At 36.7% G+C, this 19,569-nt stretch carries 21 protein-coding genes and 1 other annotated feature; of the genes, 1 reads left to right on the forward strand and 20 read right to left on the reverse strand.

The features are described 5' to 3' along the window. The 3 genes from J6L95_RS05520 to J6L95_RS05530 all read right to left on the reverse strand — a co-directional run. Positions 1-121: transposase (locus J6L95_RS05520; protein WP_287458459.1), on the reverse strand; the 121-nt coding region annotated here is incomplete at its 3' end. A 156-nt stretch (positions 122-277) separates the two neighbouring features. Then, on the reverse strand, positions 278-1,912 hold the full coding sequence (locus J6L95_RS05525) for a DAK2 domain-containing protein (protein WP_287458433.1): 1,635 nt from the start codon (positions 1,910-1,912) through the stop codon (positions 278-280). Between the two features lie 11 nt (positions 1,913-1,923). Next, a complete protein-coding gene (locus J6L95_RS05530) occupies positions 1,924-2,277 on the reverse strand; it encodes an Asp23/Gls24 family envelope stress response protein (protein ID WP_287458434.1) in 354 nt (117 codons plus the stop codon). A 233-nt stretch (positions 2,278-2,510) separates the two neighbouring features. Between J6L95_RS05530 and rpmB the strand changes: the two genes are divergently transcribed. Further along, positions 2,511-2,699 (forward strand): 50S ribosomal protein L28, encoded by a 189-nt coding sequence (rpmB, locus tag J6L95_RS05535; protein WP_029070642.1) that lies wholly within the window; start codon positions 2,511-2,513, stop codon positions 2,697-2,699. Between the two features lie 73 nt (positions 2,700-2,772). Here rpmB and dnaJ read toward each other — a convergent pair whose 3' ends face one another. The 17 genes from dnaJ to trmFO all read right to left on the reverse strand — a co-directional run bounded on the left by dnaJ (position 2,773) and on the right by trmFO (position 19,559). Further along, positions 2,773-3,900 carry a molecular chaperone DnaJ gene (dnaJ, locus tag J6L95_RS05540; RefSeq protein WP_287458435.1) on the reverse strand — a complete coding sequence of 376 codons (1,128 nt, stop codon included), beginning with the start codon at positions 3,898-3,900 and terminating at the stop codon, positions 2,773-2,775. 55 nt (positions 3,901-3,955) lie between these two features. Next, positions 3,956-5,773, reverse strand: a complete 1,818-nt coding sequence (gene dnaK, locus J6L95_RS05545; protein WP_029070644.1) for a molecular chaperone DnaK — start codon at positions 5,771-5,773, stop codon at positions 3,956-3,958. A gap of 15 nt (positions 5,774-5,788) precedes the next feature. Next, positions 5,789-6,331 carry a nucleotide exchange factor GrpE gene (gene grpE / locus J6L95_RS05550; RefSeq protein ID WP_236700957.1) on the reverse strand — a complete coding sequence of 181 codons (543 nt, stop codon included), beginning with the start codon at positions 6,329-6,331 and terminating at the stop codon, positions 5,789-5,791. A gap of 4 nt (positions 6,332-6,335) precedes the next feature. Next, complete coding sequence (gene hrcA, locus J6L95_RS05555) at positions 6,336-7,376, reverse strand: heat-inducible transcriptional repressor HrcA (RefSeq protein ID WP_029070646.1); 1,041 nt, start codon at positions 7,374-7,376, stop codon at positions 6,336-6,338. Positions 7,377-7,492: 116 nt separating this feature from the next. Further along, on the reverse strand, positions 7,493-8,581 hold the full coding sequence (gene hemW, locus J6L95_RS05560; protein WP_287458436.1) for a radical SAM family heme chaperone HemW: 1,089 nt from the start codon (positions 8,579-8,581) through the stop codon (positions 7,493-7,495). Continuing rightward, positions 8,571-9,782, reverse strand: a complete 1,212-nt coding sequence (locus tag J6L95_RS05565; protein WP_287458437.1) for an L-serine ammonia-lyase, iron-sulfur-dependent, subunit alpha — start codon at positions 9,780-9,782, stop codon at positions 8,571-8,573. The genes hemW and J6L95_RS05565 overlap by 11 nt, the downstream gene beginning before the upstream one ends. A 4-nt stretch (positions 9,783-9,786) precedes the next feature. Continuing rightward, complete coding sequence (holA, locus tag J6L95_RS05570; RefSeq protein WP_029072183.1) at positions 9,787-10,746, reverse strand: DNA polymerase III subunit delta; 960 nt, start codon at positions 10,744-10,746, stop codon at positions 9,787-9,789. Positions 10,747-10,797: 51 nt separating this feature from the next. Beyond that, the gene (locus J6L95_RS05575; protein ID WP_287458438.1) at positions 10,798-12,645 is read right to left on the reverse strand and encodes a ComEC/Rec2 family competence protein; all 1,848 of its coding nucleotides are present in this window, start codon (positions 12,643-12,645) and stop codon (positions 10,798-10,800) included. Positions 12,646-12,764: 119 nt separating this feature from the next. Continuing rightward, positions 12,765-13,187: a ComEA family DNA-binding protein gene (locus J6L95_RS05580; protein WP_238586041.1), complete on the reverse strand. Its 423-nt coding sequence runs from the start codon at positions 13,185-13,187 to the stop codon at positions 12,765-12,767. Positions 13,188-13,256: 69 nt separating this feature from the next. Then, the gene (gene ruvB, locus J6L95_RS05585) at positions 13,257-14,255 is read right to left on the reverse strand and encodes a Holliday junction branch migration DNA helicase RuvB (RefSeq protein WP_029070652.1); all 999 of its coding nucleotides are present in this window, start codon (positions 14,253-14,255) and stop codon (positions 13,257-13,259) included. 16 nt (positions 14,256-14,271) lie between these two features. Further along, positions 14,272-14,841 (reverse strand): Holliday junction branch migration protein RuvA, encoded by a 570-nt coding sequence (gene ruvA, locus J6L95_RS05590; protein ID WP_029070653.1) that lies wholly within the window; start codon positions 14,839-14,841, stop codon positions 14,272-14,274. Between the two features lie 73 nt (positions 14,842-14,914). Further along, complete coding sequence (gene obgE / locus J6L95_RS05595) at positions 14,915-16,195, reverse strand: GTPase ObgE (RefSeq protein WP_029072215.1); 1,281 nt, start codon at positions 16,193-16,195, stop codon at positions 14,915-14,917. 77 nt (positions 16,196-16,272) lie between these two features. After that, on the reverse strand, positions 16,273-16,557 hold the full coding sequence (rpmA, locus tag J6L95_RS05600) for a 50S ribosomal protein L27 (protein WP_029070655.1): 285 nt from the start codon (positions 16,555-16,557) through the stop codon (positions 16,273-16,275). A gap of 4 nt (positions 16,558-16,561) precedes the next feature. After that, positions 16,562-16,876 carry a ribosomal-processing cysteine protease Prp gene (locus tag J6L95_RS05605; RefSeq protein ID WP_029070656.1) on the reverse strand — a complete coding sequence of 105 codons (315 nt, stop codon included), beginning with the start codon at positions 16,874-16,876 and terminating at the stop codon, positions 16,562-16,564. Position 16,877: 1 nt separating this feature from the next. Then, entirely contained in the window at positions 16,878-17,186 is a 309-nt protein-coding gene (gene rplU, locus J6L95_RS05610) for a 50S ribosomal protein L21 (protein ID WP_029070657.1), read from the reverse strand. Between the two features lie 18 nt (positions 17,187-17,204). Next, positions 17,205-17,275: a sequence feature (ribosomal protein L21 leader region), on the reverse strand. Between the two features lie 60 nt (positions 17,276-17,335). Beyond that, positions 17,336-18,259 (reverse strand): tyrosine-type recombinase/integrase, encoded by a 924-nt coding sequence (locus J6L95_RS05615; protein WP_287458439.1) that lies wholly within the window; start codon positions 18,257-18,259, stop codon positions 17,336-17,338. Then, positions 18,252-19,559, reverse strand: a complete 1,308-nt coding sequence (gene trmFO / locus J6L95_RS05620) for a methylenetetrahydrofolate--tRNA-(uracil(54)-C(5))-methyltransferase (FADH(2)-oxidizing) TrmFO (RefSeq protein ID WP_107318142.1) — start codon at positions 19,557-19,559, stop codon at positions 18,252-18,254. Before trmFO ends, J6L95_RS05615 begins: the two co-directional genes overlap by 8 nt. Positions 19,560-19,569: the final 10 nt, after the last annotated feature.

Consider the following 19,569-nt stretch of genomic DNA (forward strand, 5'->3'; position numbering starts at 1 on the left):
CTTTAAACCTATCCTCAACACCTTGAATGTTAAATATTTTTCTGCGGTATCGAGGACAAAACACAAAATGGTAGTTGATCAATGATACGGTCGTCTTTGTATGTTTGTATTCATTCTTCATGAATATATAGTAGCATGTTTGTATATGTTAGTCGATGAAATATCTACAAAAGTAAAAAGATGGGCTATCATCCTCACGGTTGAAACCATGGGTTTTCTCGCCCACATGGGTTATAAAAAACCCCTTAATAGACGTCTGTCTATTAGGGGGTTTATATTATTCTACACCAATAATAAATGAATAAACTGGCTGAAGACCATCGATCATTTCTAATTCAGCATCTTCATATGTTTCTTCAATATATGCTTGTGCTTCTTCTTTTTCTTCGTCAGTGACATCTTCACCACAGATTAATGTGATGATTTCTGAATCGTCATCGACTAATCCTTCTAATGATTTCTTTAAAGCATCCATCTTTTCTGGTACACAGGCAGTAATTGTCTTATTGCAAAGAGCCATATACTGGTTAGCTGTTACTTCTACACCATCAATGTTTGTATCTCTTACTGCGAATGTAACCTGTCCTGTTTTCACGTTTTCCATAGCATCTTTCATTTCTGAAACATTATCTTCTAATGATGCTTCTGGGTTAAACATGATACAAGCTGATAATCCCTGAGGAATTGTCTTAGTAGGAATAACGATCACATCGATTTCATCTTCTAAGACAGTAGCAGCCTGCTGAGCTGTCATAACGATATTAGAGTTATTAGGCAATACGATAACATGTTTAGCATGTACACCTCTGATTGCTTTAACAAGATCTTCTGTAGCAGGGTTCATTGTCTGTCCACCTGATACGACATGATCACAGTGCAATTCTTCGAATGTTGCTTTAATACCGCTTCCTGCAGCTACTGAGATGACCGCAATGTCCTTTTCAGGAACTTCTTCGACAATCTCTTTCTTTTCTATATCTTTAGCATTAGGATTTTCAATATCTACACTCAAGAATTCACCAAAACGCTGAGCAATATTTAAGGCATTACCTGGCTTTTTAGTATAAAGCTTAGCTCTTACGATATTGCCATCCTGAACGATTGTAATACGTTCTCCTGGAATTCTTTCTAATTCATTCTGGAAGTTTTCTGCATTAAAGGCACTTTCTTTTCCTTCAGCGATATCAAGCATGAATTCTGTTCTATAGCCAAAGTTAGCCTTGATGCCAGCTTTTTCAGCTCTTTCAAGAGCCTGCTGATTTTTAACTTCTTCTTCATTAATATCAACACGTTCAATTTCTTCACCAGCTAATGCTGACATGAAACCAGTCAATACTAATAATAGCCCTGCTCCACCTGAATCGACTACGCCAACTTCTTTTAAGACTGGCAATAATTCCGGTGTACGATCCAATGATTCATTAGCTGCTTTAACGAAGTATGAGAAATAATCTTCGATTTCCATATCTTCTGTCACATAAGCCTTAGCCGCTTCTGCAGATTCTCTGATGACTGTAAGAATAGTTCCTTCAGTAGGTTTCATTACGGCCTTATAAGCCACTTTTGATCCCTGCATGAAAGCATCTGCTAAATCGTTGGCATTAGCAGTTTCTTTTCCTTTTAAGGATTTAGAAACACCTCTAAAGATCTGAGAAAGGATAACACCTGAGTTACCTCTTGCTCCCATTAATAATCCTTTAGATAATGTTTTTGCAATTTCATCAACTCTTTCACTCTGTAGACGTTCAACTTCAGTTGCTCCACTTGTAAAAGTTAATGACATATTAGTACCAGTATCGCCATCAGGTACTGGGAATACATTTAACGCGTCAATTTCAGGATGATTGTTATGGAGAACAGTTGCCCCAGTGACAATCATCTGTCTAAACATTTTTCCGTCAATGATTTTCATAACTTCCTCCATTAATCCATGACTCTGATACTTTGTACATAAACATTAACTGCTTCAATAGTAATGTCCAATGTTTTTTCAAGAACGTATTTTACTTTTTTCTGAACTTCATATACGATTTCAGAAATCTTTACGCCGTATCCGACAATTACATATAGTGAAATAATGGCACCTGTTTCACCATTTTCAACTTTTATACCTTTTGAATAGTTTTCTTTCTTAAGAAGATCATAGATCCCATCGATCATCTTCTGGCTAGCCATTCCAACTACCCCGTAACATTCAGTGGCTGCTCCACCACAAATCGTTGCAATGACATCATTAGATAATTCAATATGTCCAAGTTCTGTTGATTTTTGAATCATAATTATCCTCCTCTACCATTATGTTTGATATTTAAAATATTTTTTCTAACATAACATGCGTTTTTATTATAAAGTATGGCTATTAAAAAGGCAACAAAGATAAGATTATTTTATAATTTGAATACTCTCATTTCCATTTAAATTATGAATTTTTTTCGCAAAAGTAGTTGCAATTTCTAAATTGCAATGGTATTATGTTAAGGTATGTGAAAGCTTAAGAGGTGGTGAAGAAAATGTCAAGAAAAAGTCAGTTAAGTGGTAAAGGACCTATGACAGGTAACAATCGTTCTCATGCATTAAACGCTACTAGAAGAAGATGGAACGTTAACTTACAGAAAGCAACTATCATTATTGATGGTAAGCCAACTAAAGTAAAACTTACAGCTAGAGAATTAAGAACACTTAGAAAAAACGCTAGATAATAGAAGCAAGGATATGCACTGCATATCCTTTTTTCTATATATAAGCACAAAAAAGAAGGCCTACGCCTTCTTTTTATAATTTAAATGATTTCTTGAACTGATCAAAGATGCTAGATTTCTTAGAGGCATCCTGTAATTTCTTGTAAAGTTCCTTTTCCTGTTTAGTGAGCTTAGTTGGAACCTTAACTTTAACAGTGACATACTCATCGCCGTAAGTATTTCCTCTTAATGATTTAACACCTTTACCTTTTAATCTTAATGTAGCACCTGGCTGTGTTCCTTCTGGTATAGTCATGCTGACATCACCATAAACAGTTGGGACATCCACCTTGCATCCTAATGCGGCATCAGCAGGAGAAATCGGTACTTCAATTGCGATATTATCTCCTTGTCTTACAAAGTGTTTATGTGGTCTTACATAGATTTCTACATATAAGTCACCATTAGGTCCACCGTTGATTCCTCTTCCACCTTTTCCTGGTACTCTTAACTGCTGATGAGTATTGATACCTGCTGGAATTGTTAATTCTACAGTGATGTTCTTATTGTTATATCCTTTTCCTTTACAATCAGGACAGATCTTCTTAATTTTCTTACCTGTACCATTACAATCTGGACAGGCAGCTTCTCTTACGACTGTACCAAATGGTGAACGCTGCTGCATTCTGACTGTACCGCTACCACCACAGCGAGAACATGTTTCTACATCCTGTGGAGAAGCTGCACCTGAACCATGACATGTTTTACATGGTTCATCGAAATTGATTCTGATTTCTGTCTTTTTACCTTTAATGGCATCCATGAAATCAATTTCAAGCTGCATAAAGCGATCATCACCTTGACGAGGACCAGTTGGTCTTTGTCTTCTTTGACCTCCGCCAAAGAATGAACCGAAGATATCGCCTAGATCGACATCATCGAAGCCACCGAATCCGCCAAATCCACCACCGAATCCGCCAGCGCCTCCGCCATTTTGATCAAAGGCCGCATGTCCATAACGATCGTAGGCTGCTTTCTTATTTGCATCGGAAAGGACATCGTAAGCTTCCTGTACTTCTTTAAATTTTTCTTCAGCATCCGGTGCCTTATTGACATCTGGATGATATTTTTTGGCAAGTTTACGATATGCACGTTTGATGGTAGTTGCATCAGCACTCTTATCTACACCAAGCACTTCATAATAATCTCTTTTATCTGCCATCATTGAACCTCCTTATAATATAGTAGAAAGCCAAGGTCCCCCTTGGCTTATGTTTTTAGTTCTTTTCAGTGAAATCAGCATCTACAACATCATCATTGTTATTGTTGGCATTTGTAGCACCTGCATCCTGAGTAGCACCGCCCTGTGCATTCTGATACTGATATGCTGCCATCTGCTGAGCCATCTGTTCTAATTCATTCATACGAGATTCAAGAGTAGCCATATCGTTAGCATCTAAAGCTTTCTTTAATTCATCTCTTAATGATTCAGCCTGAGCTTTCTGGTCTGCAGAAATCTTATCTCCCTGAGTAGCCAATGATTTATCAATTTCATTGATCATCTGTTCAGCTTTGTTCTTAGTTTCGATATCTTTCTTCATCTTTTCATCTTCAGCCTTGTTAGCTTCAGCTTCTTTTACCATTCTATCGATTTCTTCATCACTTAAACCAGTTGAGTTCTGAATAGTGATAGACTGTTCTTTGTTTGTCTTCATATCTTTTGCTTTGACGTTAACAATACCGTTTACGTCGATGTTGAAAGTAACTTCAATCTGAGGAACACCTCTTGGAGCTGGTTCAATACCATCTAACTTGAATAGACCTAACTGTTTGTTATCTTTAGCCATAGATCTTTCACCCTGTAATACGTTGATATCAACAGCTGGCTGATTATCTGCTGCAGTTGAGAAAATCTGTGATTTAGTAGTTGGGATAGTTGTATTTCTTTCAATTAATACAGTCATTACACCACCCATAGTTTCGATACCTAATGATAATGGAGTAACATCTAGTAATAATACGTCTTTAACATCACCAGCGATGACACCACCCTGGATAGAAGCACCCATAGATACAACTTCATCAGGGTTAACTGACTTGTTAGGTTCTTTTCCTAATAATCTCTTAACTGATTCCTGTACAGCGATGATACGAGTAGAACCACCTACTAATAATACTTCATCAATTTCTGATGGCTGCATACCAGCATCAGATAATGCCTGTCTTACAGGTCCTTCAGTTGCTGAAACTAAGCTTGAAGTTAATTCATCAAATTTAGCTCTAGTTAATGTCATATCTAAATGTACTGGACCATTTGCACCAGCTGAGATGAATGGTAATGAGATCTGAGTCTGCATCATACCAGATAAATCTTTTTTAGCTTTTTCAGCTGCATCTTTAACACGCTGCATAGCCATGTTATCAGAAGAAAGATCGATACCCTGTTCTTTCTTGAATTCTGATACCATCCAATCCATTACAGCTTTATCAAAGTCATCCCCACCTAAGTGGTTGTTACCAGCAGTTGCTAATACTTCGAAAGTACCATCTGCTAAGTCTAGGATAGAAACATCGAATGTTCCTCCACCTAAGTCATATACAAGAACTTTCTGTTCTTTTTCAATTTTATCAATACCAAATGCTAATGCTGCTGCAGTTGGTTCGTTGATAATACGTTCTACATCTAAACCAGCAATCTTACCAGCATCTTTAGTAGCCTGACGCTGTGCATCATTGAAGTATGCAGGAACAGTGATAACTGCTTTAGTAACTGTTTCACCTAAGTAAGATTCAGCAGTTTTCTTTAAGTTCTGAAGAATCATAGCTGAAATTTCTTCTGGTGTATAATCTTTACCATTTACATGTTCTTTATAAGAAGTACCCATATGTCTCTTGATTGAAGACACTGTTTCTGGGTTAGTGACAGCCTGTCTCTTAGCTGCTTCACCAACAATAATTTCTCCGTTCTTGAATGCAACAACTGAAGGTGTAGTTCTAGCTCCTTCTGCATTTGCAATTACTTTTGCTTCTCCGTTTTCCATTACAGAAACGCATGAATTTGTAGTACCTAAATCAATACCGATAATTTTACTCATAGTCTTATCCTCCTATTACTGACTTACTTTCACAAGTGTTGCTCTTACAACACGATCTTTTAACATATAACCTTTCTGAAGTTCTTCTACAACCATATTTGGTTCCATTCCTTCAACTTCTTCAGTCATTACTGCCTGATGGAAGTTTGGATCAAATGGTTTACCTTCAGCTTCAATGGCTTTTACACCATTCTTTTCTAGAATCATTAATAACTGATCATGGATCATCTGATATCCTTTAAGGAAGTTCTTAAGATTTTCATCTCCTGCTTCTGCAGCTAATGATCTTTCAAAGTTATCAATGACTGGCAATAACTCTTCTACAAAGGACTGCATCATGAACTTTTTCTGATTTTCAAATTCAGTGTTCATTCTCTTCTTTGTATTTTCCATATCTGCAAATACTTTATAGTATTCAGTTTTCCACTTATTTGCTTCTTCACTTAAGGCCTTGATTTCAGCCTCAGGATCAGCTTCTTTTTCTTCTGGAGTATCCACTGTTTCTTCAACAGTTTCTTCTTCCATTTCTGTCTCATTGACTTTCTTTTCTTCTGCCATAGTTTTACCTCTCATCATTTTTTCTTTGCTCATCTAAGATGAGACTTTCAATATTCTTACTAATGTACTCTACTAGTGATACAACCTTTTCATATGGCATACGCGTTGGTCCAATCACCGAGATAGAGCCCTTCGAGCGGCTTCCCGTATCAAATGATGCAGAAATGACAGACACATCATTTAAGTCATCAAATGGTGTTTCATTTCCAATTCTGATTGTTACACCTTCTTCTTGAGTCAATGGCTCAAGAAGATTCCATGTCTGTGAATTTTCAAAAGCAGTGACAAGCTTTCTTAGCTTATTGACATCATTGTACTCAGGCTGATAAAGCATGTTATCTTTTCCTGAGAAGTAGATGTTGTTTTTAGCAAACTTCATGAATGCTTCTAAGAAGGCATTGAACAATACTTCATGTTCCTTCACTTTCACATTAAGAATTGGCTTCACATCATTTTCTAATTTCTCAATAACATTGTTAATGGGAACTCCTCTTAACGTTTCATTGATGACATCAACGCAGGCGCTTAAGTCATCCATCATATTCTCATCACGCACTGGGAATGTTCTGTTTTCGACATGTCCCTTATCCGTAACAATAATCGCCGTTGCACTCTTTCTCCCTAAAGGAATAAGTGTAACATTCTGAAAACGTTCGTAGCTAGAATTAGGTCCTAGCGCCACTGTTGTTAAATGAGTCAGCTGACTTAACATTTCGCAACATTGCTGAATAATTTCATTTAGCGAGCGGTTGGTGTCCGCAAACAAGGTAGATACCTGATTCTTTACTGTTTCATCCACATCCGGCTGAAGCAGTGTTTCCACATAGAAGTGATAGCCCTTCTTGGATGGCACTCTTCCTGAAGACGTATGCGTCTTATCAAGGTAGTGCTGCTTTTCAAGAAAGTTCATTTCATTTCTGATTGTGGCACTCGAATAAGGTAATTGATACTTTGTCATAAGAAGCTTACTTCCAACTGGCTCACCTGTCGCAATGAACTCTTCTACAATATATTTAAATATCAGTAATTGTCTTGCCGTAAGCATCTTTCTCACCTCTTTAGCACTCTTCTAATTCAATTGCTAAGTTCATTATACCTGTTTTTTTAGCAGTGTCAACAATTTAGTGCTAAATATTATCTGGCATAAAAAAGACCCCTGGATTAATCCAGGAAGTCCAATAATATAGTATTTAATATCTTTAAAGATTGTTTTGTACAATGAAGATGATTATTCTCTATCACAAGATAATCCTTGTTCTTCTCAATAGCTTTGCCATAGACTTCTTCTACATGTTTATGATAGCGTTCATAGAAATCACAAAGATCCAATCCCTCAAGTAGTCTTAATGACATCATGACATGATTGAACATCGTATCTTCTTCACTTAATGTCGTATAGCTTCTTGTATCTTTCCCTTTAATATATTGAAACAGCGCTCTACTATGATCAATTAATGTGTTATCGATCTTTCCCGATGCACCACTGCCTACACCATAATAGTTTTCATAATGCCAGTATACTTTATTATGTTCTGATTCATGATCTCCTTTAGCATAATTGGAGACTTCATATTGATGATAGCCCATCTTTTCTAATTCATTGACAATAAGATCTGAATAGTAGGCATCTTCATCTTCACTTAATCCTTCATAATGCTCATTATTTAATTTTGTCCCTTCTTCTAATATTAATGAGTAGTAGGAAATATGTTGAAGAGGGAGATGGCTTGCGACTTCTAGATCATAAAGAATATCCTCTTTACTTTGTGTTGGAAGTCCATACATTAAATCGATAGAAAGATTAGTTAACCCTTTGCTGTACGCATAAAAGATAACATCTTCTACCATGTCCTTATTATGAACACGTTCAATCTTCTTAAGCAGTTCTTCATTGAAAGACTGTACACCTAAGCTTAACCTGTTGATACGATAAGCAATTATCAAATCGATTTTTTCATGAGTCAAAGACTCTGGGTTTGCTTCTATGCAATATTCGATTGTTTTTTCATCATAGAAGCTTGAAAGCATCTGAAACAATCTTTCTAATTGATGAAGCTGAAGAGCACTTGGCGTTCCGCCACCAATATAGATTGTTTTCATCTTTGTAGCAGGTAGTTCTTTTAACTCTTCTTCAAGTCGATCAAGATAGTGATCGACAAGATCTTCTCGATAAAAGACTTTCGCAAAATCACAATAGCTGCAAATACGATCACAAAAAGGAATATGAACATACAGGGAACTAGTCTGCATGTATGTTCATCTCCTTCGCTAATCCTCCAAGCGATGTTTCTTTATAAGCTACATTCAAGTCACTTCCCGTTTCCTTCATAACCCGTACAACCGCATCAAAGGAAATCTTGTTCTTTCTCACATATCCTAGCTGGCTTGCCAGCATTGCAGCATCCACCGCGCGCATCGCCGCAAAGGCATTACGTTCAATACAAGGAATCTGCACATAGCCTCCGACAGGATCGCAGGTCAAGCCTAGATTGTGTTCTAGCCCCATTTCTGCCGCATAGTCAATGAGCTCATTATTGAGTTCCATGATCCATGCCATCATTGCAGAAGCCATCGCACACGCTGTGCCCACTTCCGCCTGACAGCCACCATCTGCTCCTGATATTGTCGCATTCATCTTTACCGAATTGCCAAACAATCCACCGATTGCTAGAGCCTTCACAAGATCTTTCTTGCTCATATTAAGTTCCTTATAGGCATAATAGAGCACTGCTGGTACCACACCGCTAGCACCACATGTCGGTGCAGTAACAATTGTATCGCCATCCGCATTCTCTTCTGCAACCGCATAGGCGTAGCTTGATACAAACAGTCTTCCTCTTTGCATAGGATTGTGTGTATTGAGTGCCTGATTGTACATATCTTTAGCAACGCGTTTGATCTGTAGCTTCCCTTGCAGTACACCGCTTTTATGTAGTCCACTTTGGACACATTCAAACATTGTTTCTAATACTTTAATAAGGTAATCCTGTATATCTTCTTCATCAAATTCAATAACATAATCATAAAGAGAAATGCCTTTTTCGTCACAATATGAAAGTATTTCCTGCATATTCTTATGCGGATAGACATGCTTATGCACCTTTTCCATATCACCTTTAAAGTAGACATCTCCTCCTCCAATGGAATAGACTTCTACTTTCTTGATGCACTCTTCTCCATGATACACATGAACAATCATCCCATTGGGATGATAAGGCAAGGCATCCGCCTTAAATGAAAATGTACAAGGCTTAGGAGAAAGGGTCTTTTCAATAATATGATCAGTAAGATGTCCTTTTCCTGTCAGTGCCAATGATCCATGCAGATCCACATGAAAATGGGTAGCCTGAGGAAATTCTTCCTTGATAATCTTTGCGATAGTCTGTGGTCCCATTGTATGTGAAGAAGAAGGACCAACTCCAATCTTATATAGTTCTTTTAATGACAGCATGTTTCTATGACTCCATATTCAATAAAAATAATTCAAGACCTCGCTGTTTATCTATTAAGCCAGTCTTGATCTTAATATCCAATTCAGAAAGGGCATTGAGCTTTTCTAGAAGCTCATTGATTTCGAAACCTTCCCCATTCTTTCTGATAGGATAAATGGCTCTTGGATTTAATCCACACATACGTGCTATTTCTTTATCCTGATATCCTTTTCGAGAAAGAAGTTTTACCTGATAAAGATTACGCAATGAATTAGCGATTAACCCAATGAGTGCAATAGGTTCATGATTGGTTACCATTAAGTCTTTATAGATCATCATGGTCTTATTTAAATCATGTTTTAATATCGCATTTGTTAAAGCGAAGACATCCTCTTCTAACGGCGCTGCTACTAGCTTATTGATATCTTCTACTTTAATATCTTTAGTATAAAGACAAAGCTTATCTACCTGATGAGAGATTTCATAGAGATCTTCTCCTATTCTATTTAATAATAATGTCAAAGCTTCATCTTCAATCTTGCATCCTCTTGAACGAATAGCTTCTCTTGTAGACTTATAAAGCTGATTAAATGATACATGATCCATTTCAAAAAACTGTGCATGTTTTCTTAATGTCTTCATGACCTTCTTACGTTCATCAAAATTCCCTTCATCATGATAAATCACAAATACTGTTGTGGGGTTATCATGTGAAATGTAGTCAATGAACATCGCTACATCTTTCTCATTGACCGTCTTTTGTTTCTTGGACGTAAGAAACAATGGTTCTTTCATAATAACCATCTTATATTCTGTTAAAAAAGGTGGTGTCTTGGCATCTTCCAAGACCTGAGACATAGGTGTTTCACCCATGTAGTAGCTCATGAGATTCATCTCTTCTACTGAGCAATGATACTTCTTTTTTAATTCGTCGAGCTTCTTTTCCATCAGAAGTCTTTCTACACCATGTATTACAATGTTCATCTTTCATCACCAGGATTTATTATATCGTTTTTCTTATATGAGGACAATCCATTAGCGATAAACAAAATAGTCATTTCCATAATGTCGAATGCAGAAGTTTCCATCCTTGTCGGTTCTTAAAATCATAATGCCTCTCTCCTTTAGTCTATTGATGACCACTCTACCAGGATGTCCATAGCGATTGTGTTTCCCTACTCCAATAAAGGCAATACGGGGATGGATCATTTCAAACAGCTTTACGCCTGAAGAGTTTGGACTTCCGTGATGAGATACCTTTAATACATCAACCTTAAGCTTGCCATATTCCTGATAGAGCTCTTCTTCTTTATGTGAAGAGATATCTCCAGTAAATAAATAATGTAATTGATGATAGCGACAATACATAACTAATGAATTATCATTCTTATCTTCACTTTTACTTGTCTTTAACATGCGTATATTAAGATCACCGATCTGTCTTTCTTTTTCATAATGATCTATGACATGATAAATGGGAAAATGTTCCTTTAGACTTTTTAATGCACCATAGTGATCATAGTCATGATGGGAAACATAGACATAATCAAGATGATCAACTCCCTTGCTTTTTAAGAAAGGAATGATCGTAGAAACCGCAAGATCATAATCTTTGTTCCCACCCGTATCAATCAAGATATTCCCTTGATTGAATGGAAGAATAATATAGCTGCAGTCCCCTTGTCCCACATTGATCATTCCTACTTCCCCATAGATCTTATAGACAGAATGAATATGAGATATAAAAAGAAGTGCACATAAAAATGCTAAAAAATGTCTTTTGTGATTACGGTTTTGATGATAAAGATAAGAAAAATAAAGATAGTAGAACATAACTATAAAAAATAAGGAAGGGTGTTCATAGACTAAGGTAACAGGAAAAGCATGACAAAAATGAAGGATACTTTGAAAAACAATAATGATTGCTTTATAGAAAAGAGAAAGAAAAGGAAAAAGTATTGATAAGAGTGTTGAAATATAAAACAGTTTTACAAAGGGTTCTAATAATAGTGCCAATAAAAAAGAAAACACATTAATGGAATGATTCATCATAATCACAATGGGCAATGTAGATAAATAGATATACAAAGTACGAATAGATAATGATTGTGTCATCAGAATCACAAAGTAAATGGAATAGGAAAAAAGAAAAGATGTGGAATAAAGGATATAGGGATTATAAAGAAGATTGATGATCACCAATAAAGAAAGTACATCTAGCTTATTGAAGTACTTCTTTAATGCCCCATTACCTATCAGTGTCAGATAGGCACGATATAAGGAGATGTTGTAAGGTATAGAAAATACATAAAGACCCATGAGTACCTTAGCGACGTTTTCACTTTTCTTCTTAGATAAAAGGTAGGAAAGAATTCTTGTGAGAAAAGTAAACAATACGCTCATATGCATCCCAGAAAGGGCAAACAGATGAACGATGGATAAGCTTGTCATCTCCTTGTAGTCTTCTGAAATACCTTCGTCCTTATATCCTAATAAAAACATGCGCTGATAACTTCTTATGGTCACAGATGAAGAGAAGCTTTTTTCTAATATGTTCGCAAAAGAAAAATGATGTTTAATCGATACAATCGCATCTACACTTGCTTTTCCTACGATCTTTTGAGATTTAAGATAAAGTCGCTCATCAAAGCCATGATCATTATCTGGAGAACGAATAGCAAGAGGATGTATGCGAGCAATGATTTCATCATTATAGGTGAGCTTATGATCACAGTAAAGTTTTACTTTCCCATAATCACTTTTAAGAAGATAATATTTCCCTCGACAATCCACAATTCGCCCTTTTATATAATGTGGCAGATAGATCTTATTTTCTGGTCTTAACATTATAAATGACAAGATGACAACCACTATTATAGACATGCATGAGGTTTTCTTATAGAAGAAATAAAGATAAGGAATCAGGAAGATCAAGAAGACCCATGAATCTTTTACAAGTATGACAAGAACAAGAAAGAGAGCATAATAAAAGAGATGATATCTTATAAACATATATAATCACGGTAGTTCAAAAATCGCTTTTCTCCAATGCCAGGAACATTCATTAAATCCTCAATCCAATTAAAGCGATTCTTTTTACGATAATCAATAATTCTTTGAGCCATCTTCTCTCCTACTCCTGAAAGTTTCTTAAAGTCTTCTTTGGTTCCATGATTCAAGGAAATAAGACCATTTCTTTTATAAGGCAGATAGATTGTCTGTTCTGCCGTTACACTGCGTTCTAATGGCAATGTATCAATGTTGGCATTCTTCTTGATTCCTACTTCCTTGATCACATCCTTCATTGTCATTCCTTCCTTAATCGCAAAGTCCCCTGTCTTTTTAAATGCTCCTTCTAAGGTAATATAGAGAGCCTTTTCTTGAGTCTGATCCATTTTAGCAGGCTGTCTATAGGAATAGATCATTGATACAATACCCAAGAGAATGAAGGCAATAAATTTTAATTTCTTCATAAATATAAAAAAAGATTTTGATTATTCATCAAAATCTCTTGGTATATGAAAGTGATCATAGGCAGCCTGCGTTGCGATTCTTCCACGATGTGTTCTTTTTATTAGACCTTTTTGTAAAAGATATGGTTCATAAACATCTTCCAATGTGACAGATTCTTCCCCGATACTTGCCGCTAAGGCTTCAAGACCAACCGGTCCTCCCTGGAATCGATTGATGATACCTAACAGGTAACGGCGATCGACGTCATCCAATCCAAGCTGGTCAACTTTTAAACGATTGAGGGCTTCTTTGGTTCTGTCTTGGGTAATGATGTCATCTCCAAAATACTGAGCAAAATCTCTGACACGTCTAAATAGCCTATTGGCAATACGTGGTGTCCCTCTCGATCGCTTAGCTAACTCGACTTTTGCTTCTTCATCCATGTTCATTCCATAGACACCGCTTGTTCTTGAAATGATCTGTGTCAGTTCATCTTGACTATAATAATCGAGCTTTGCGACGATCCCGAAACGGTCTCTTAACGGTGCGGAGATGTCTCCCGCCCTCGTTGTCGCACCTACTAATGTGAATGGTGGAAGATCAATACGTACTGAACGGGTTGTATTTTCTTTTCCGATAACAACATCTACACAATAGTCTTCCATTGCCGGATAAAGAATTTCTTCTACAACCTTATTTAATCGATGAATCTCATCGATAAACAATACATCACCAGGATTTAATGATGTAAGAATAGCGACAAGATCACCTGTCTTCTCAATAGCTGGAGCTGTTGTAATTTTAATATGCGACCCCATCTCATTGGCAATGATCATCGCCATTGTCGTTTTACCTAGTCCTGGAGGGCCGTAGAGAAGGACATGATCAAGTGATTCATCTCTAAGCTTAGCCGCCCCTACAAAGACTCTTAAATTATCTTTTAGATCTGTCTGTCCAACATATTCATCAAAAGAAATCGGTCTTAGACTACTTTCTTCATCTTCAATATGTTCATCAATATCATATACATCACGATCCATAATGCCTTTCCTTTCTTTATTTAGTCATTAAAGCTAATGCTTTCTTCACAAAGCCATTGGTATCAAGATTTTCATTTCTGATTGTCTTCATGACTTTTTCTACATCTTTCTGTTTATATCCTAATGCAACTAGCACTTCAATTGCTTCTTCATATTCTTTCGCATCTCCACTTAATGCTTCAATACGTTCAACACCATCGAACTTGCCTTTTAGATCAAGAATAATCTGCTGTGCTGCTTTTGGTCCAATGCCTGGGAAACTCTTAAGGAACTTGGCATCACTGTTTTCAATAGCCTGAATAATATCATTAACATTGCCAGTTGCCAATATAGCCACTGCACTCTTTGGTCCAATTCCTTTTACTTTAATAAGCTTTAAAAAGAGTTCCTTCTGCTCACTTGTTTCAAATCCATAAAGGCGCATATCATTTTCAGTAATACTTTGAAAAATATGAACTGTCGCTTCTTTATTTCTTGTGAAAGCATAAGGATTAGGTACATAGACAAGATAACCTATCCCATTATTATCAATAACAATATGATCACTCGCAAGTGCGACAATCAATCCTTTAATATAGCTATACATACGTATCCTCCTAGACTTCCTGTCTATTCTATCATAAATGGATACAAAAAAGTATGATGAATAATCATCATACTTAATTATAGAAATCAAATTCAAAGTCCATGATACGAATTGTATCGCCATCTTGAGCACCTGAAATACGTAATGCTTCATCGACACCAAGATTTCTCATCTGTCTAGCGAAACGCTTGAATCCATCATCTGTGTAAAGTGAAGCCATCTGTACAAGTTTTTCCACTTTTTCACCAGTGACAATCCATAAACCGTTTCCTCTATTATGGATTTCAAATGGAGGTGTATCCATTTCTTCGAATGTGTAAAGAACACTATCTTCCTCTTCTTCCATAACAGATTCAGGAGCAGTTGCCAACGTATCTGCAATAGCATATAAGATCTGATCTAAACCTTCATGAATAGGTGCAATCATTGGATAGATTTTTACATCTTCTCCTACTTTTTCCTGGAAACGACGTAAGTTTTCTTCTGATTCATCCAAGTCCATCTTATTAGCTACGATGATCTGTGGACGATTCATTAATCCATAATTGTATTCTTCTAGTTCCTTATTGATCTGAACATAATCTTCATATGGATCTCTGCCTTCGCTACCGCTCATATCGATGATATGAACAATAACACGACATCTTTCAATATGTCTTAAGAACTGATGTCCAAGACCACGTCCCTGAGATGCACCTTCAATAAGACCAGGAAGATCCGCCATAACAAATGAACGGCCATCCTTTACCTGAACAACACCTAAATTAGGGACAATAGTAGTGAAATGATAATCTGCAATCTTAGGTTTTGCCTTAGTAACAACTGAAAGGAATGTAGATTTACCAACACTAGGGAATCCTACTAATCCAACATCAGCCAATAGCTTAAGTTCGACCTTAAGATTCATCTTTTCCCCAGGTTCACCACGTTCACAGATTGTTGGAGCAGGGTTTCTAGAAGATGCAAATCTTGCATTACCTCTACCACCACGACCACCTCTACAGATTGTCGCATGCTGTCCATCTTCCACTAAGTCAGCTAATAGCTGATCAGTATCTGCATTATAAATAACAGTCCCTACAGGAACCTTGATAATAAGATCGGCTGCATCAGCACCATACATCTTTTTAGCCATACCGTTCTGTCCAGCACGAGCTTTATATTCTCTTTGATATCTTAAATCTAATAATGTTGTGAGGGAATGAGTTGCATGAAAAACAATGCTGCCACCTTTTCCGCCATCTCCTCCGGCTGGTCCACCTTTTGGAACATGGGCTTCTCGTCTAAATGCAACAACACCGTCGCCACCTTTTCCAGCTTCAGCATAGATATTAACCTGATCGATAAATTTCATTTGTTCACCTCTTTTACTTTATAATTATTTTACTGCATTATCACTAAAAAAAGAACCCCTGTTGGGATTCCTTTTCATTAAGCTTCTGGATATACAGAAACCTGTTTCTTTTTCTTTCCAACTCTTTCGTATTTAACAACACCGTCAACTTTTGCGAATAAAGTGTCGTCTCCGCCTTTACCTACGTTAGTACCTGGGAAGATTTTAGTTCCTCTCTGTCTATAGATAATAGAACCAGCTGTACAGAACTGACCATCTGATAATTTAGCACCTAAACGTTTAGATTCTGAATCACGGCCGTTCTTAGTAGAACTAACACCTTTCTTAGAAGCGAATAACTGTAAATTTAATTTGAATAACATTGTCTTATTCCTCCTCATATTTTATGTGAATGTATTGCCCATTTGATTCTTCTACACAAGCCAATGTAATCATCAAAGTCTCTAGTATTAATTGATCATCACGTGTTGCGTTATCCGTTTCAATACAGACATAACCTTCTTGCATCTCGATTGTCCCACGGTCTAAAAAACCGTACTTTGCTAATGTGTTGCACACACCAGTCACTGCAGTGCTCACGCCTGCGCAAACGAGATCTTTACCATATTCATCAGAACCAGCATGACCACTTACTGTAAGTCTTACATGATTTTGACGGCTGGTAAAATGAACCTTTATCATATTAACCTAAGATTTCTTTAACAGTTAACTTAGTATAAGGCTGTCTATGACCCTGTTTTTTATGATAATGTTTCTTTGGTTCATATTTGTAGACAGTAACCTTCTTTTCTTTACCCTGTTTTTCAACAGTAGCTGTTACAGTAGCACCAGCAACATAAGGATTACCAATCTTTACAGTCTTGTCACCAACTAATAATACTTTATCAAAAGTATATGTTTCGCCAGCTTCAACATCTAATTTTTCTACGAAAATAGTATCTCCGGCTTCAACTTTTAACTGTTTTCCACCAGTTTCAATAATTGCGTACATTGATGTACCTCCTTTTGTAAATATTCTTAGACTCGCCAACCAAGGCAGCTGATTGCTTTAATACCTTTTATGAGCGGTTGTAGCTAGAGGTCTACAACAAAAGTATACTACCATCTTTCAACTAGCTCGTCAATTGAAAATTTTAATTTTTATTGAGAATTATTGCTTAATTTTTCTAAAGCCACTCTTGGGCAGGCACGCTCATACACTTCCTGTAGTTTTTTCTTTGACACATGCGTATAGACCTGCGTTGTAGAGAGGTGGGAATGTCCCAAGAGTTCCTGTACCACCCTGATGTCCATGCCTGCATCTAAAAGATGTGTCGCAAAGGAATGACGAATAGTATGAGGATGAATTTTCTTTAGTGGATCATAGTGAGCCATTGTGCGATCGACCACATTTTCCACTCCTCTGTTTGAAAGTCTCTTTCCTCTTCTGTTGACAAAGACATAATCATGATTTTCATGATAGGCTGCCATCAATTCTCTTCTTGATGTTTCAAGATACTTTACAAGACATTCTTTGGCATAAGAATGAAATGGTACATAACGCTGCTTGTTGCCTTTCCCTTCTACAAGAAGAAGAGATTCATCAAGATGAACATTCTCTAATCTAAGATTAACAACTTCCGCACATCTTAATCCTGAAGCATACATTAATTCAAGCATCGCCTTATTTCTTACGCCCAAATCATCTTTGGTTTCAATGCTGTCAAGATACCCCATCATTTCTTCTACATAAAGAAAATCTGGATTGTGGGTTCCTGTCTTTAATGATTTAACTAATAAGAAAGGATTCATCTTGATGTCATTGTTTCTAGCAAGATACTTGAAAAAGCTTCTTAAAGAACTCAATCGATGATTGATTGTCACATGTGATAATCCTTCTGAATTCAAATAGACAAGATAGCTTCTGATGAAAAGATAATCTACTTCCTTAAAAGAAGAAAGCGACTCTCTTCTCATATAGCTAATAAAATCATTTATTTCTCTTTGATACGATTGATAAGTCAAATCAGAATATCGCTTTTGATATTTAAGATAATGCAAAAATGCATCTCTTTCTTTATTCACTGTAGTTACCTTCAATAAATGCTTTCATCTTATCAATCGCTCTTTTTGCGTAGGCATCCTTCTTTTCCTTCTTCTTCACCTTAAACTCAAGATCAGGCAAAATACCAAAGTTAGCCTTCATTGGCTGGAAGTCCGTCTTACTGGCATGAGTGATATAGTAAGCCAATGATCCCATGACAGTCTGTCTTGGGAAGACGATTGGTTCTTCATTTTTAAGATATCTTACCATATTCATACCGGCAACCATTCCGCTTTGTGCTGATTCTACATACCCTTCTACACCTGTCATCTGTCCAGCAAAGAACAGATCTTCACGATCTTTATACTGATATGTTGGTTTTAAAAACATTGGTGAATTCAAGAAGCAGTTACGATGCATAACTCCATATCTGACAATCTTGGCATTTTCCAATCCTGGAATCATATGAATAATACGATCCTGTTCTCCCCATTTCAAATGAGTCTGGAATCCCACGATATTATAAAGGCTGCCAACCGCATTATCCTGACGAAGCTGAACAACTGCTTCATCTCTTTTGCCACCATCTTTTTCAAGTCCTACTGGTTTCATTGGACCAAACAATAATGTCTGTTTTCCCCTGCGGGCCATTTCTTCAAATGGCATACATCCTTCAAAGAATTTTTCTTCATAATCATGTGGTTTCACTGTTTCTGCATTAATTAATGCATCATAGAAAGCATCAAACTGTTCCTTGTTCATTGGACAGTTGATATATTCAGCGTCCCCTTTATCATAACGTGATTTATAGTAGGCAATATCAAAGTTGATACTATCCTTCTCTACAATAGGTGCTGCTGCATCATAGAAATAGAAGTATTCTTCCATTCCTAACAGTTTAGCAATTTCTTTAGATAAGCCATCACTTGTCAAAGGTCCTGAAGCAATGATAGTAGGTCCTTCAGGAATCTTAGTTACTTCTTCATTGATGACATTAACCAATGGATGGTTCTTAATATAATTCGTTATATCTTCACTAAAGCCAAAGCGATCTACTGCTAATGATCCACCAGCGGGTACCGCATGTTTTCTGGCATATTCAATGATCAATGAATGATTCATTGTCATTTCTTCTTTTAAGACACCCACCGCATTCTTTAATCCGTCAGCTCTTAATGAATTGGAACATACAAGTTCCGCAAAAAATTCTGTTTTATGTGCATCTGTACTTTTGACAGGACGCATTTCATAAAGGTTAACAGGAATACCTGCACGAACAAGCTGATTAACAGCTTCTACCCCAGCAAGTCCTGCCCCGATTACATTTACTCTTTTTTCCATATTTATCACC

This window comes from Kandleria sp. (assembly GCF_017934775.1).
Taxonomy (GTDB): Bacteria; Bacillota_I; Bacilli_A; order Erysipelotrichales; family Coprobacillaceae; genus Kandleria; species Kandleria vitulina.